The sequence below is a fragment of the Ruegeria sp. O4 genome (assembly GCF_056535125.1).
Map to the genome: position 1 here is coordinate 69,688 of NZ_JBQERO010000017.1, position 13,094 is coordinate 82,781.

A 13,094-nucleotide genomic window follows, 5' to 3' on the forward strand; every position below is an offset into this window, starting at 1 on the left:
CGGTAAATACTCAGGAGATTTACAATGGACGGTAATCCCCACAATCACCAATCCGGCGGCTGCCCAGTCTTGCATGGCGGCAACACGGGTACGGGCAACTCTGTCACCAAATGGTGGCCGGATGCGCTGAATCTGGACATTCTGAGCCAGCACGACACGCGCACCAACCCGATGGACGCGGATTACAACCACCGCGAAGCAGTCAAAGGGCTGGATTTCAACGCTGTCCGTGCTGACGTCGAAGCGTTGCTGACCGACAGTCAGGACTGGTGGCCAGCCGATTGGGGCCACTATGGCGGCCTGATGATCCGACTGGCGTGGCACTCTGCCGGGTCGTACCGCCTGGGGGATGGTCGCGGCGGCGCAGGTTCGGGCAACATCCGTTTTGCACCGCTGAACTCGTGGCCGGACAATGCCAGCCTTGATAAAGCGCGCCGTCTGCTCTGGCCGGTGAAAAAGAAATACGGCAACGCGCTGTCCTGGGCAGACCTGATTGTTTTGTCGGGAACGGTTGCCTACGAATCCATGGGTCTGAAGACCTTTGGCTTTGGCTTTGGTCGCGAAGATATCTGGGGCCCGGAAAAAGACGTCTATTGGGGGTCGGAAAACCAGTGGCTGGCCCCGTCCGAGAACCGCTATGGCGATCTGGAAACCCCCGGAACGCTGGAAAACCCGCTGGGTGCGGTGCATATGGGCCTGATCTATGTGAACCCAGAAGGTGTGAACGGCAACCCGGATCCAGCAAGAACTGCGCTGCACATCCGTGAAACCTTTGCCCGCATGGCGATGAATGACGAAGAGACCGCCGCTCTGACCTGTGGCGGTCACACGGTCGGCAAAGCGCATGGCGCGATGGCGGGTGATCATATCGGCGCCGAACCCGAGGCCTGCCCGGTTTCCGGTCAGGGTTTGGGATGGGACAACCCCGATCAAAACGGCAAGGCAACCAACGCGTTCACGTCTGGTATCGAGGGTGCGTGGACGAAAAACCCGACCAAATTCGACATGGGCTTTTTCGATTACCTGTTCGGCTATGAGTGGGAATTGGGTAAATCGCCCGCGGGTGCACAACAGTGGCAGCCTATCGACATGCCGGAAGATGAAAAGCCGGTCGACCCGACCGACCCTTCGGTTCGGCGTATGCCGGTCATGACCGATGCGGACATGGCAATGAAGATCGATCCGATTTACAACGCGATCTGTCAGAAGTTCATGGCTGACCCGGATTACTTTGCTGACACTTTTGCCCGCGCGTGGTTCAAGCTGACCCACCGCGATATGGGGCCACGTGTCAACTATTATGGCCCAGACGTCCCGTCAGAAGAGCTGATCTGGCAGGACCCGATCCCTGTCGGTTCGACCGGGTATGACGTCGATGCCGTCAAAGCAAAGATCGCCGACAGTGGTCTGACCGCGGTCGAGATGATCACCACCGCGTGGGACAGTGCCCGTACCTTCCGTGGCTCGGACAAACGCGGCGGCGCAAATGGTGCGCGTATCCGTCTGGCACCACAGAAAGACTGGGCAGGGAACGAGCCCGAGCGTCTGGCAAAAGTGCTGGGCGTGCTGGAGCCGATTGCAGCGGAAACCGGGGCCTCGATCGCCGACGTGATCGTTCTGGCGGGTAACGTCGGTCTGGAACAGTCGATCAAAGCCGCAGGCTTTGACGTGACGGTTCCGTTCTCGGCTGGTCGCGGCGACGCAACGGATGAGCAGACCGATGCCGATAGCTTCTCGGTGCTGGAGCCGTTGGCGGACGGGTTTAGAAACTGGCAGCTGAAGGAATACGCGGTTTCACCCGAGGCGATGATGCTGGACCGCGCGCAACTGCTGGGTCTGACCGCAGCCGAAATGACGGTTCTGGTGGGTGGCCTGCGTGTGCTGGGCGCCAATCATGGCGGCTCGGCGCATGGGGTCTTCACGGATCGCGTGGGTCAGTTGACCACCGACTTCTTCGTCAACCTGACGGATATGTCGCTCAGCTGGCACCCGGTTGACGGCGGCACATATGAGCTGCGTGATCGCGCCTCGGGCGAGGTCAGGTTCACCGCTACCAGCGCGGATCTGGTCTTCGGCTCGAACTCGATCCTGCGTGGCTACGCCGAGGTCTATGCCCAGGACGATAATGCCCAGAAGTTCGTGCGGGACTTCGTGGCGGCCTGGACAAAGGTCATGACCAACGACCGGTTCGATCTGGTAGCCTAAGTCAAAAATCGTCAGGCGAGGGAAACCTCGCCTGATATTGTGTTCGGGCAGACATCTGATAGTGCCCGATTATCCCGCGATCACATTCTGTTTTTGAACACCCAGGCCTTCGATGCCCAATTCCATCGTGTCGCCGGGTTTCAGATAGACTTGCGGGTTTTGCCCCATGCCCACACCTGGCGGAGTTCCGGTCGAGATCACATCACCCGGTTGCAGGGACATGAATTGCGACAGGTGTGAGATCACAGTTGCCACCCCGAAGTGCATCGTCCGGGTCGAGCCGTCCTGATAACGGTGGCCGTTGACCTCAAGATACATCGGCAGATTCTGAGGGTCTGCAACCTCGTCCCGCGTCACCAGCCATGGACCGATGGGGCCGAATGTGTCTGCCGATTTGCCCTTGACCCACTGCCCCGAGCGGTGAAGCTGAAAATCACGTTCCGACAGGTCATTGACCACACAATAGCCCGCGACGTGATCCATCGCTTCGGCCTCGGAGATGTATTTCGCTTCCTTGCCGATCACCACGCCCAATTCGACCTCCCAGTCGGTCTTGACGGACCCGCGCGGGATTTCCACCGTATCGTTTGGCCCGATAATGGCCGATGTCGCCTTGAAAAAGATCACAGGTTCCTGCGGCAACTCCATACCGCTTTCTGCCGCGTGGTCGGCATAGTTCAGGCCGATGCAAATGAACTTGCCCACTTGGCCGACACACGCCCCTAAACGGGTGTTGCCTTCAACCATCGGCAAATCCTGTGGATCCAGCGCGCGCAGCCGCGCCAAACCTTCGTCGCTGAGTACATCGCCCGAAATATCGTCGATGACGCCTGACAGGTCGCGAATTGTGCCATCGTCGTGCAGCAACCCGGGCTTTTCTGCACCCAAGGCGCCAAACCGCAGTAGTTTCATATTGTGATCCCTTTCAGATTAAATCGCCCATCCGCCATCAATGGCAAAGGGCTGACCTGTGGTAAATGCGCTGCTGTCACTCGCAAGGTAGAGCGCCAGTTCGGCAATCTCGTCGGCAGTCCCAATGCGCCCCATCGGCTGGCGGGCGATGAAATCCGTCATCGCCTTTTCGTAGTCGCCCGTCGCCCGCAAACGCTCGTGCAGGCTGGGGCTGTCAACGGTGCCGGGGCAGATAGCATTGCACCGGATGCCCTGCGTGACGAAATCGGCGGCGATCGACTTGGTCAGGCCAATTACGGCAGCCTTTGATGCGCAATATACAAACCGGTTTGGAACGCCCTTCATCGACGATGCGACCGAGGACATATTGATGATCGACCCCCCGCCGTTTTTCAACATCGCGGGCAGGGTCAGACGGATCAGGCGATACATAGCCTTCACATTAAGATCGAAACTGAAATCCCAGTCGTCCTCTTCGCACTCAAGAATGGTGCCGTTTGCCACGTAACCCGCGCAATTGAACAGGATATCCAACGGTGGCAATTCAGCCACGGCACGTTTTACGGCATGCGCGTCTGTCACGTCGAGATGGATTGGAGAGATCCTGTCGATCTCCGAAAGCCCGGCCAAAGTGGTTTCGTTGATGTCGCTTGCAAAGACATGCGCGCCTTCGGCTGCGAACAGTTCGGCCGTGGCACGTCCGATGCCCTGCCCAGCGGCGCTGATGAATGCGGTTTTGCCTTTTAGTCGGTCAGAAGGCTGATGCGATGTCATTCTGGTCCTCATGATTTTCCCGAAGCCGGGTGGTGTGTTGGGGATAACTGCCTTGTTGTTCGCGCCTCAGGGAAAAGATTGGGCAGGTTCAGCGGGCGCAAAGCAGTGCGTGTTTGGGGTTCGGTGCGGCACCGTCAAATCCTGATGTGATAAGCCTTTGCCGCATTCCCTCCGAGGATGGCCGCACGGTCATTGGAGGAAAGTGCGCTTAGCAGTTCGTCGGTTGCATCTATCCATCGTTCATAGCTGCTGGCCAATGTGCAGACCGGCCAGTCGCTGCCCCAGATCAACCGCGATGGTCCGAACGTGTTCAGTAGGTGATCCACATAGGGGTACAGGTCCCGAACCGTCCAGTCAGGTGCAGCTTCGGTGACAAGACCGGACAGTTTGCAGAACGCGTTGGTGTCCCGCGCGATGGCGGCCATGTCTTCGGCCCACCCGTCAAATGCACCGTCCCGGATCAGAGGTTTCGAGCCATGGTCAATCACAACCCGCATGTCCGGGTGCTGTGTCAGAAGGCGACGCAACGGCCCCAGGTGCCGGGGCAGGGTGAGGGCATCGAAAGTCAGATCTTTAGATTGGATGGCCTCAAAGGCAGGTCTCAGGGCTGCGCCGAGCATCCAGTTCGGATCAGCGATATCCTGAATCATTGGCCGCAGACCAACCAAAGCGGGATGAGTGGCTAGTCTGATGATTTGTGCACGCGCATCAGGGGCGTCGAAACCGACCCAGCCAACCACACCTTTGATAAAGGGTGTCTTGTCCGCCAGTGACAACAGGTACTTCGTTTCGGCGACGGTCGACGCTGCCTGAACCAGAATTGTCCCGTCGATGCCCTGTGCTTGCAACAATGGCGCAAGATCACCTGGCCCGAAGTCCCGGTAAATCTGGCCCAAATCCGGTGTCAGCCACCCATAGTCACCACGTGCCAGCGCCCAAAAATGCTGATGGGCGTCGATCTTCATGCAATCACGCCTTTCTTCAGGATGATGTTGCCATACAGCCTGCGCTCGCCGGTCTGAATGATGGCAAATGCGGATGCCGCGCGTTGGTAGAAGTCGAACCGGTCCAGACCCTGAATTTGCGCGGGGTTGTCAGCCTGCGCGTCGATGATCTTTTGGAAATCTGCGACGGCCTCGGGCACGGCTTCGGGATCACCGACAACCTGCATGGTCAGCGCGGGGTCAGGCACGAATGTATCCAGCGGCATGACAGACAAAACGGCGCCAAGCAGGTCGCTTGCCGTTGAACCATCCGCACGGATACAGTCAGGCCCAAGGCTGGAGCCCGGGAAATTGGCATCTGCAATAACGATGTCATCGCCATGGCCCATGGCACGCAGGGCATACAGCAACTCAGGTGACAACAGCGGGTCGAGGTTACGCAACATTGACAGGTTCCTTGGGCAAAGGGGCATCTGGCCGGATCAGGCCTTCGGTCCGCAGGTCTGACCAAAGCTGGGCGGGGATGGTCCGTTCCATTAGGGCGACATTGGCTTGAACCTCAGCCGCGTTAACAGCGCCCGGAACAACCGTTTTCACGGCGGGATGTCCCAGAACAAATTGCAGCGCGGCTGCGATCAACGGTGTGTCATGGGCCGCACAGACGGCTTCGATCCTGCGCACCCGTTCAAGAATATCCTCAGGCGCATCGGAATAGTTATACTTGGCCCCTGGCACCGCTCCGGTAGCGAGGATGCCCGAGTTATACGGCCCGCCGAGAATGATACCCACGTCACGCTTTTCGCAAAGCGGCAGAAAACTGTTCAAGGCTTCCTGCTCCAAAAGCGTATACCGACCTGCCAGCAGGAACCCGTCGAAATCGCCAAGGCCCAGCAGTTTTTCGCAAACCTGCCATTCGTTTACGCCCGCGCCAATCGCGACGATTTCATCAGCATCGCGCAGTTCAACCAGCGCTTTGTAGCCGCCGCCATCGAACAACTCGCGTACTTTGGCGTCTGACATTTCCTGACTGCCCTGACTGAAAGCGCAGACGTCATGCACCAGAAGAATGTCCGCATTGGCAACACCTGTCCGGTCCCGGCTTGCCTCATATGACCGCATGACGCCGTCATAGGTATAGTCGAACACAATGCGTTTCTGCGGAACGTCCACAAACGCTTCGGGTGTCACCTCATGTGGTTCGCAATCCAACAGCAGACGACCGATTTTGGTTGATAGCTGAATGTTCTCACGCCCAAACCGCCTGATCGCTTCGCCAAAGCGATACTCGGACCGCCCCAACCCGTATTGCGGCGCGGTGTCGAAGAACCGGATGCCTGCGTCAAAAGCGGATTGCAAAGCAGCCTGCGCATCAGCTTCCGAGACTTTGCGATAAAGATTGCCCAAGGGCGCGCCGCCAAACCCCATACGGGTCAGCGGTACAGGCCGGGACGTCCTGTTGTTCAGAAGGGCGGTTTGCGAAACGGTCATCCTGCCTCTCGGGTGTTTTGGGGGTTTAAATTGAACAGTTGCGGTCTTTCCTGTTGCAGCCGTTCGATCCGAGGCATCAGTTGCCCAAGGTGATGGCGCATGGCGTCTTGTGCCGCACGTTCGTCATGGGCGCTGATGGCGTCGAATATCGCCCGGTGTTCGGCCAGTGTTTCCGCGATGCGGCCGGGTGTCGGCAACAGCAACATCCGCGCGCGGCTGACCTGTAACGACACGGTCTGTGCCACGTCCGGGAGGCGAAGCATCCCGGTGAATGCCATCAACAGGGCGTGGAATTCCTCATCTGCGTGATAGAACCCGGCAATGTCTTCATCTTCGATCAACAGCTCTTGCAGGCGCACATTGCGGCTCAGCTTTTTGCGCTGATCTTCGGTCAGGTCACGCGCTACCTTGGCCACTGTTGCCAGCTCCAGGGCCTCTCGCAGAAAGGCCCCTTCGCGAATTTCATCCATCGAGAAATAGGACACGCGTGTACCCGATTGCGGCACCACATCCACCAGCCCTTCGGCGGCAAGCCTGGTTATGGCGTCCGCGACAGGTGCGCGGGACACACCCAACTGCGCGCAGATCGGCGCCTTGCGAAGGTTAGCGCCGGGGGGGAAATCCAATGCCAGGATCGCCTGTTTGATGGATTGGTAAACGCGCTGCGCGAGCGACCCCTCAAATGTTGAAATGTCGGGCAGGCGGGTGGCGTCAATGTCATATGGGTGGTTCATGAATCTGAACTATCATACTAACATGTTAGTTGACAATAGCAGATTATCCCCGTAGCTCTGTGGCGAACAAGCGGGGATTCCATGCACCCAGTTTCCAAGAACAAAACCCCAGGCGGCCCGGCCCGTGACACAATCCGGTTGAACCCGGATGACAACGTGATCATCGCGTTGCGCGACCTGAAGGCCGGCGCACAACCGGACGGGCTATCGCTGCAGCTTCCCACGGAAATCGCACGCGGGCACAAGATCGCCACCGTCCCGATTGCGGCAGGTGAGAATGTGATCCGCTACGGACAGATCATAGGTCAGGCCACAGCGGATATCGCCATGGGCGAGCATGTTCATGTCCATAATCTGGGTATGGGGGCGCATCAGCAGGACTACGCATATGCAAGCGCGAACACGCCACTGCCAGAGATTTCAGGCGACCGTATCTTCCAGGGTTTCCACCGCGCCGATGGCAGGGTCGGTACGCGCAACTACATCGGCATTTTGACAACGGTGAATTGCTCAGGCTCCGTGGCGCGGTTCATAGCCGAAGCCGCCGAGAAACGGGGCTTGTTGGACGCGTACCCGAATGTGGACGGCATCGTTCCGATCGTTCATGGCACTGGATGCGGCATGTCGGGCAAAGATGAAGGCTACGCCACACTGTTTCGGACATTGGCTGGGTATGCCCAGCACCCGAATTTCGCCGGTATCCTGCTGATCGGTTTGGGGTGCGAAGTGATGCAGGTGGCCGATCTGGTTGGGGGTCGTCCGATCCGTCCTGATGGCGTGCTGCGTTACATGACCATTCAGAGTGAGGGCGGCACACGCCGTACCATTGAACGTGGATTGAACGAGCTGCGGGGGATTGCCGACCTCGCGAACAAGGCCGAACGCAAACCTGCGCCGATCAGTGCGATAACGGTTGGAATGCAATGCGGCGGGTCAGATGGCTATTCCGGGATCACCGCCAATCCTGCTTTGGGCTATGCGTCGGATCTGTTGGTGCGGCATGGCGGTACGACGATCCTGTCCGAAACCTCGGAAATCTATGGCGCGGAACACCTTTTGACCCGGCGGGCCGAGACCGTTGAGGTCGGGGAAAAGCTGATCGAACGCATTCGCTGGTGGGAGGGATATACTCACCGCAACGGCGGCGAGATGAACAACAACCCAAGCCCCGGCAACAAGCGCGGCGGGTTGACGACCATTCTTGAGAAATCGCTTGGCGCCGTCGCCAAGGGCGGCACCGCGCCCTTGCGCGGTGTTTACAAGTTCGGTGAGAAAATCGACAAGGCCGGCTTTGTTTTCATGGACAGCCCCGGTTTTGATCCATGCTCGGTCACGGGGCAGGTGGCGTCAGGTGCGAACCTGATCGTGTTCACCACCGGGCGGGGCTCGGTTTCGGGATATCAACCAACACCCTGCATCAAGCTGGCAACCAACTCCGAAATGTATGCCCGGATGTCGGAAGACATGGATCTGAACTGTGGGGATATCGTCACAGACGGTGTGAGCATTGAGGCAAAAGGCGAAGAGCTGTTCGAAATGCTGATCCGCGTCGCATCGGGTGAACAAACAAAAAGCGAAGAACTTGGCTTTGGTGGGGTCGAATTTGTGCCCTGGCAAATCGGCGCGGTGATGTAGGCGGCACCACCCCTTGGGGAGAGGGGTGTTTGGGAGGATAAATGAAAAAACTGGTCGACATGTCGGGGATCGAGAAACACTTTCCCGGAGTCCATGCGCTGAAATCAGTGCAGTTCGATCTGGTGCCCGGTGAAGTCCATGCGCTGATGGGCGAGAACGGCGCGGGAAAAAGCACGCTGATGAAAATCCTCTCGGGGATTTATCAGCGCGACGGTGGCACATTGCAAATCGAAGGACGTGATGCAAACCCAACCACGCCACGCGAGGCGCAGGCTTTGGGTATCGGCATCATCCATCAGGAACTGAGCCTGATGAATGATCTGACAGTGGCACAGAATATTTTTATCGGCCGCGAACCTCGTAAACGGTTTGGCCGACTGAACGATGCTGCGTTGAATGCACATACGGCCGAGATCTTTGCGTCCATGAACCTAAACCTCGACCCCAAGGCGCAGGTCGGCAGTCTGACCATTGCGAAACAACAGATGGTCGAGATCGCCAAGGCTCTTTCTTACCGGTCCAGGGTTCTGATCATGGATGAACCGACCGCGGCCCTGAACGATGCTGAAATTGCCGAGCTGTTCGTGATCATCCGCCGTCTGAAGGCTGAAGGCGTGGGCATTGTCTATATCAGCCACAAAATGGATGAGCTGAAGCAGATTGCTGACCGGGTTACGGTGATGCGCGACGGAGAATACGTTGGCACCGTTGACGCGGCAGCAACGCCGATCAGCCAGATTATCGCGATGATGGTAGGTCGCGAAGTCAAGGAAGAGCCGCTGGCCCCCCCCGATCTGAGCGATGCCGAGGTTTCGCTGGAAGTGACCGGGCTGTGTCGGGGTCACGAAATCCGCGATGTCAGCTTTTCGGTCCTGAAGGGTGAGATCCTGGGCTTTGCCGGGCTGATGGGGGCCGGACGTACCGAAGTTGCGCGGGCAATCTTCGGGGCTGATCCCAAAGATAGCGGAGAAATCCGGGTGCATGGGCAGGTGGTCTCGATCAGGACACCATCCGATGCCGTCAAGGCGGGCATCGGCTATCTTTCCGAGGATCGCAAGCATTTCGGCCTCGCCACAGGGATGAGCGTTCGTGACAATGTTGCCTTGGCTTCGATGGATATGTTCACCGGACGTGTCGGTGTTCTGAACGATGGTGAAATCAGCACGACGGCCAAGGGTTACATCACGCAGCTGGGCATTCGCACGCCTTCGGACACGCAGGAGGTACGCCTGCTGTCCGGCGGCAATCAGCAGAAAGTTGTCATTGCCAAATGGCTGCTGCGGGATTGCGATATCCTGATTTTCGATGAGCCCACGCGCGGTATCGACGTGGGCGCAAAATCTGAAATCTACAAGCTGCTGGAAGAACTGGCCGGGCAGGGCAAGACGATCATCGTGATTTCGTCGGAACTGCCCGAGATCATGCGCCTAAGCCATCGCATTGCCGTGATGTGCGAAGGCCGACTGACCGGCATTTTGCCGGGCGGCAAAGCCACCACTCAGGAAGACATCATGCATCTGGCGACGCAGCGGGCGGCGGCGATGCAGATAACAGGAACAGCGTAATGACCTCAGCAACGGAAATCGAAAAGAAAAGCCCACTGGCGGGGCTCTCGGAAAGCGGCGCCTACCAAAAGCTGCTGGCCTTCGCCAGCTTGATTGCCTTGCTGATCGGGTTTTCAATCGCGTCGCCGAACTTCATGCAAACTTCAAACATGATCGCCATCTTGCAGGCGACATCGGTCAATGGGGTGCTGGCGGTTGCTGCAACATTGGTCATCATAACTGGCGGGATCGACCTGTCCGTGGGAACTCTGATGACATTCTGTGCCGTTATCGCCGGTGTCGTGCTGACCTATCTCGGAATGCCACTGTTGTTGGGGGTTACGGCAGCGATTGCGGCGGGTGCGTTCTGCGGGCTGTGCTCGGGCACCTTTGTCGCCAAGATGAAAATCCCGCCCTTCATTGCCACGCTGGGTATGATGCTGATCCTAAAAGGGTTGTCGCTGGTGATTTCCGGCACGCGGCCCATCTACTTCAACGACACGCCGGGCTTTGACCAGATTTCGCGCGGGTCGCTGATCGGAAAGGTTTTTCCCGCATTACCGATCCCCAATGGCGTGCTGATCCTTTTCCTTGTTGCCATTGCAGCTTCGTACATTCTGGGGCGCACGGTTCTGGGCAGATACACCTTTGCGCTGGGATCAAACGAAGAGGCGGTGCGCCTATCGGGGGTGAATACCGATCTTTGGAAGATGCGTATTTACGCTCTGGCAGGTGGGATCTGCGGTATCGGTGGAATTCTGATCGCGTCGCGACTGAATTCGGCGCAGCCCGCGCTGGGGCTTGGCTACGAGCTGGAAGCCATCGCTGCCGTCGTGATCGGGGGCACGTCCCTGTCCGGTGGGCGTGGTACAATCCTTGGAACCCTGATCGGTGCCCTGATCATGGCAGTTCTGACCAATGGTTTGCGAGTGCTGTCCGTCGCGCAGGAATGGCAGACCGTTGTCACCGGCGCGATCATCATTCTGGCCGTTTACGCCGATATGGCGCGGCGCAGGAAGACAGGTTGAACAGTCACAAAAATCAGAAACGAAGACCAACTGGAGGAGAAGACATGCTAACACGTCGTTTCATTTTGGGGGCCCTGAGTGCGGCCAGCCTTTCGATACCTGCAACTATGTCATCAGCGGAAGACATATATATTCCGCTGGTGTCCAAAGGGTTTCAGCACCAGTTCTGGCAGGCGGTAAAGTCCGGTGCGGAACAGGCCGCGGAGGAATACGGTGTCACGATCACCTTTGAAGGCCCGGACAACGAAACCATGGTGGATCGTCAGATCGACATGCTGGCGGCGGCCTTGGCCAATAACCCCAAGGCCATCGGTTTTGCCGCTCTGGACAGCCAGGCCGCCATTCCACTGCTGAAGCAGGCTGATGAAAAGGGCATTCCGATCATTGCCTTTGACAGTGGCGTTGACAGCGACATTCCGGTTTCTACAGCAACAACAGACAATCAGGCCGCGGCTGCGCTAGCTGCGGACAAGATGGCCGAGATGATCGGCGGCAAAGGCAAAGTGGCCGTTGTTGCACATGACCAGACCAGCCGCACAGGCATCGACCGGCGCGACGGCTTCGTCAATCGCATTGCCGAAAAATACCCGGACATCGAAGTTGTCACGGTTCAATACGGTCAGGGTGACCACCTGAAATCGACCGAGGTGACCAAAGCGATCCTGACGGCGAACCCCGATCTGAATGGCATCTTCGGCACCAACGAAGGCTCGGCCATCGGTGTGGTGAACGGGGTGCAGGAACTGGGGACCGAGGGGCTGGTCATCATCGGATATGACAGTGGCAAGGCCCAGAGAGATGCGATCAAAAGCGGGCTGATGGCGGGTGCAATCACTCAGAATCCCGTGGGCATCGGGTATGAAACCGTCAAGGCTGCTGTGGCCGCGATGAAGGGTGAAGAAGTTCCTGCCCTGATTGATACCGGGTTCTACTATTACGACGCATCCAACATCGACGATCCGAAGATCGCGGCAGTGCTGTACGACTGATCTTCATTGTCATACTTGTTCCTGGCTCTTGGTTCTCCAAGGGCCAGAAGCTTGTCAGAATCCCTGCATTAGCATGTCGACGCCGGCGGTGATCTGCGCAAAGTGATCATCAAGGTTGTCGACCGGCGATTTTAGAAGGCCCACCGGAACAGCAGCCATGAATTGGGTTGCCATAACAAACGGTTTGCCCTGGATATCAAAGACGGGATTGAGCCGGGTGGCTGGGATCGGCGCGGTCGCTTCGGGAAGCAGTGGCACGACGACGCGTGTGTTCAACCCGCTCAGCAGATCGCTCTGGATGTCCAGAAGATACCCTTCACCTGACGGGTTGGGGAACACGTCGTATTTTGGCATCAGAACTGTCGGTAGGTGTCCAGCGGTAAGCCATTACGCTCGACATACGCGTTGGAACTCTCAAGTGCGGCCTTGTTTTCGGCTTTCCAGCGTTCAGCTTTTGCACTGGCGACTGCGGCCCGAATGCCGTCTTCGGCTGCGCGGGAAAGATTGATCTTCAGATCCCGCGCCTCAGACAGCATATCGCCATCCAGTGATAGATTTGTCGATCTACGAGATGGAGCATTCATTTGATTACCCTCAGATATGCGCCATTCTACCATCACACGGTATGCGCGTCAAACATGCGCATATTACGTGAAAAGCGGAAGCCCTCTGTTCAGCGGTACGTGGCAATCAGGAGGTTTTTGGCCTGAAAAGAGCTTTGCGCTCAGTTCTTGCCTCCCCGGTTATTCTGCGACTTTTTGTTTGTGTTTATTGAACTGTTGGTCGAAGAGGTTTTTGAAGGGTCCGTTTTTCTGCATGAGTTGGTCGAGGTTTCCCTGTT

General features: G+C 57.7%; 13 protein-coding genes. 5 read left to right on the plus strand and 8 right to left on the minus strand.

All coding sequences use genetic code 11. The annotated features are described in order from the left end of the window. The first annotated feature begins 24 nt into the window (after positions 1-24). Positions 25-2,205 carry a catalase/peroxidase HPI gene (gene katG, locus ACR0J7_RS16525; RefSeq protein WP_480914956.1) on the plus strand — a complete coding sequence of 727 codons (2,181 nt, stop codon included), beginning with the start codon at positions 25-27 and terminating at the stop codon, positions 2,203-2,205. A 69-nt stretch (positions 2,206-2,274) separates the two neighbouring features. Here the strand turns inward: katG and ACR0J7_RS16530 are convergent, their stop codons facing one another. The 6 genes from ACR0J7_RS16530 to ACR0J7_RS16555 all read right to left on the minus strand — a co-directional run bounded on the left by ACR0J7_RS16530 (position 2,275) and on the right by ACR0J7_RS16555 (position 7,057). Then, positions 2,275-3,117, minus strand: coding sequence for a fumarylacetoacetate hydrolase family protein (locus tag ACR0J7_RS16530; RefSeq protein ID WP_480488846.1), 843 nt, complete (start codon positions 3,115-3,117; stop codon positions 2,275-2,277). Between the two features lie 18 nt (positions 3,118-3,135). Beyond that, entirely contained in the window at positions 3,136-3,891 is a 756-nt protein-coding gene (locus tag ACR0J7_RS16535; RefSeq protein ID WP_480484656.1) for an SDR family oxidoreductase, read from the minus strand. Positions 3,892-4,025: 134 nt separating this feature from the next. Continuing rightward, entirely contained in the window at positions 4,026-4,856 is an 831-nt protein-coding gene (locus ACR0J7_RS16540; protein WP_480560416.1) for an amidohydrolase family protein, read from the minus strand. Further along, positions 4,853-5,281: an RbsD/FucU family protein gene (locus ACR0J7_RS16545; RefSeq protein ID WP_480484658.1), complete on the minus strand. Its 429-nt coding sequence runs from the start codon at positions 5,279-5,281 to the stop codon at positions 4,853-4,855. Before ACR0J7_RS16545 ends, ACR0J7_RS16540 begins: the two co-directional genes overlap by 4 nt. After that, positions 5,271-6,323 carry an aldo/keto reductase gene (locus ACR0J7_RS16550; RefSeq protein ID WP_480914957.1) on the minus strand — a complete coding sequence of 351 codons (1,053 nt, stop codon included), beginning with the start codon at positions 6,321-6,323 and terminating at the stop codon, positions 5,271-5,273. The genes ACR0J7_RS16545 and ACR0J7_RS16550 overlap by 11 nt, the downstream gene beginning before the upstream one ends. Beyond that, positions 6,320-7,057 (minus strand): GntR family transcriptional regulator, encoded by a 738-nt coding sequence (locus ACR0J7_RS16555; protein WP_209506849.1) that lies wholly within the window; start codon positions 7,055-7,057, stop codon positions 6,320-6,322. Before ACR0J7_RS16555 ends, ACR0J7_RS16550 begins: the two co-directional genes overlap by 4 nt. An 81-nt stretch (positions 7,058-7,138) precedes the next feature. On the opposite strand from ACR0J7_RS16555, the gene ACR0J7_RS16560 reads away from it, so the two are divergent. The 4 genes from ACR0J7_RS16560 to ACR0J7_RS16575 are packed head-to-tail and all read left to right on the plus strand — an operon-like array spanning position 7,139 to position 12,253. Further along, positions 7,139-8,692, plus strand: a complete 1,554-nt coding sequence (locus tag ACR0J7_RS16560; RefSeq protein ID WP_480914959.1) for a UxaA family hydrolase — start codon at positions 7,139-7,141, stop codon at positions 8,690-8,692. Between the two features lie 41 nt (positions 8,693-8,733). Then, entirely contained in the window at positions 8,734-10,257 is a 1,524-nt protein-coding gene (locus tag ACR0J7_RS16565) for a sugar ABC transporter ATP-binding protein (protein ID WP_480488852.1), read from the plus strand. Beyond that, complete coding sequence (locus ACR0J7_RS16570) at positions 10,257-11,264, plus strand: ABC transporter permease (RefSeq protein ID WP_480484663.1); 1,008 nt, start codon at positions 10,257-10,259, stop codon at positions 11,262-11,264. Before ACR0J7_RS16565 ends, ACR0J7_RS16570 begins: the two co-directional genes overlap by 1 nt. A 44-nt stretch (positions 11,265-11,308) precedes the next feature. Further along, positions 11,309-12,253: a substrate-binding domain-containing protein gene (locus ACR0J7_RS16575; protein WP_480871461.1), complete on the plus strand. Its 945-nt coding sequence runs from the start codon at positions 11,309-11,311 to the stop codon at positions 12,251-12,253. A gap of 54 nt (positions 12,254-12,307) precedes the next feature. On the opposite strand, the gene ACR0J7_RS16580 is transcribed toward ACR0J7_RS16575, so the two are convergent. Both ACR0J7_RS16580 and ACR0J7_RS16585 read right to left on the minus strand, forming a co-directional pair. After that, on the minus strand, positions 12,308-12,607 hold the full coding sequence (locus ACR0J7_RS16580) for a CcdB family protein (protein WP_480871460.1): 300 nt from the start codon (positions 12,605-12,607) through the stop codon (positions 12,308-12,310). Beyond that, positions 12,607-12,837: a type II toxin-antitoxin system CcdA family antitoxin gene (locus tag ACR0J7_RS16585; protein ID WP_480871459.1), complete on the minus strand. Its 231-nt coding sequence runs from the start codon at positions 12,835-12,837 to the stop codon at positions 12,607-12,609. Before ACR0J7_RS16585 ends, ACR0J7_RS16580 begins: the two co-directional genes overlap by 1 nt. Between the last annotated feature and the right edge of the window lie 257 nt (positions 12,838-13,094).

Bases quoted from the DNA above. Each gene is read 5' to 3' on its own strand.
- ACR0J7_RS16575 (WP_480871461.1), top strand. From the start codon at position 11,309: ATGCTAACACGTCGTTTCATTTTGGGGGCCCTGAGTGCGGCCAGCCTT.
- ACR0J7_RS16535 (WP_480484656.1), bottom strand. From the start codon at position 3,891: ATGACATCGCATCAGCCTTCTGACCGACTAAAAGGCAAAACCGCATTC.
- katG (WP_480914956.1), top strand. From the start codon at position 25: ATGGACGGTAATCCCCACAATCACCAATCCGGCGGCTGCCCAGTCTTG.
- ACR0J7_RS16545 (WP_480484658.1), bottom strand. From the start codon at position 5,281: ATGTTGCGTAACCTCGACCCGCTGTTGTCACCTGAGTTGCTGTATGCC.
- ACR0J7_RS16555 (WP_209506849.1), bottom strand. From the start codon at position 7,057: ATGAACCACCCATATGACATTGACGCCACCCGCCTGCCCGACATTTCA.
- ACR0J7_RS16540 (WP_480560416.1), bottom strand. From the start codon at position 4,856: ATGAAGATCGACGCCCATCAGCATTTTTGGGCGCTGGCACGTGGTGAC.
- ACR0J7_RS16585 (WP_480871459.1), bottom strand. From the start codon at position 12,837: ATGAATGCTCCATCTCGTAGATCGACAAATCTATCACTGGATGGCGAT.
- ACR0J7_RS16565 (WP_480488852.1), top strand. From the start codon at position 8,734: ATGAAAAAACTGGTCGACATGTCGGGGATCGAGAAACACTTTCCCGGA.
- ACR0J7_RS16550 (WP_480914957.1), bottom strand. From the start codon at position 6,323: ATGACCGTTTCGCAAACCGCCCTTCTGAACAACAGGACGTCCCGGCCT.
- ACR0J7_RS16560 (WP_480914959.1), top strand. From the start codon at position 7,139: ATGCACCCAGTTTCCAAGAACAAAACCCCAGGCGGCCCGGCCCGTGAC.
- ACR0J7_RS16530 (WP_480488846.1), bottom strand. From the start codon at position 3,117: ATGAAACTACTGCGGTTTGGCGCCTTGGGTGCAGAAAAGCCCGGGTTG.
- ACR0J7_RS16570 (WP_480484663.1), top strand. From the start codon at position 10,257: ATGACCTCAGCAACGGAAATCGAAAAGAAAAGCCCACTGGCGGGGCTC.
- ACR0J7_RS16580 (WP_480871460.1), bottom strand. From the start codon at position 12,607: ATGCCAAAATACGACGTGTTCCCCAACCCGTCAGGTGAAGGGTATCTT.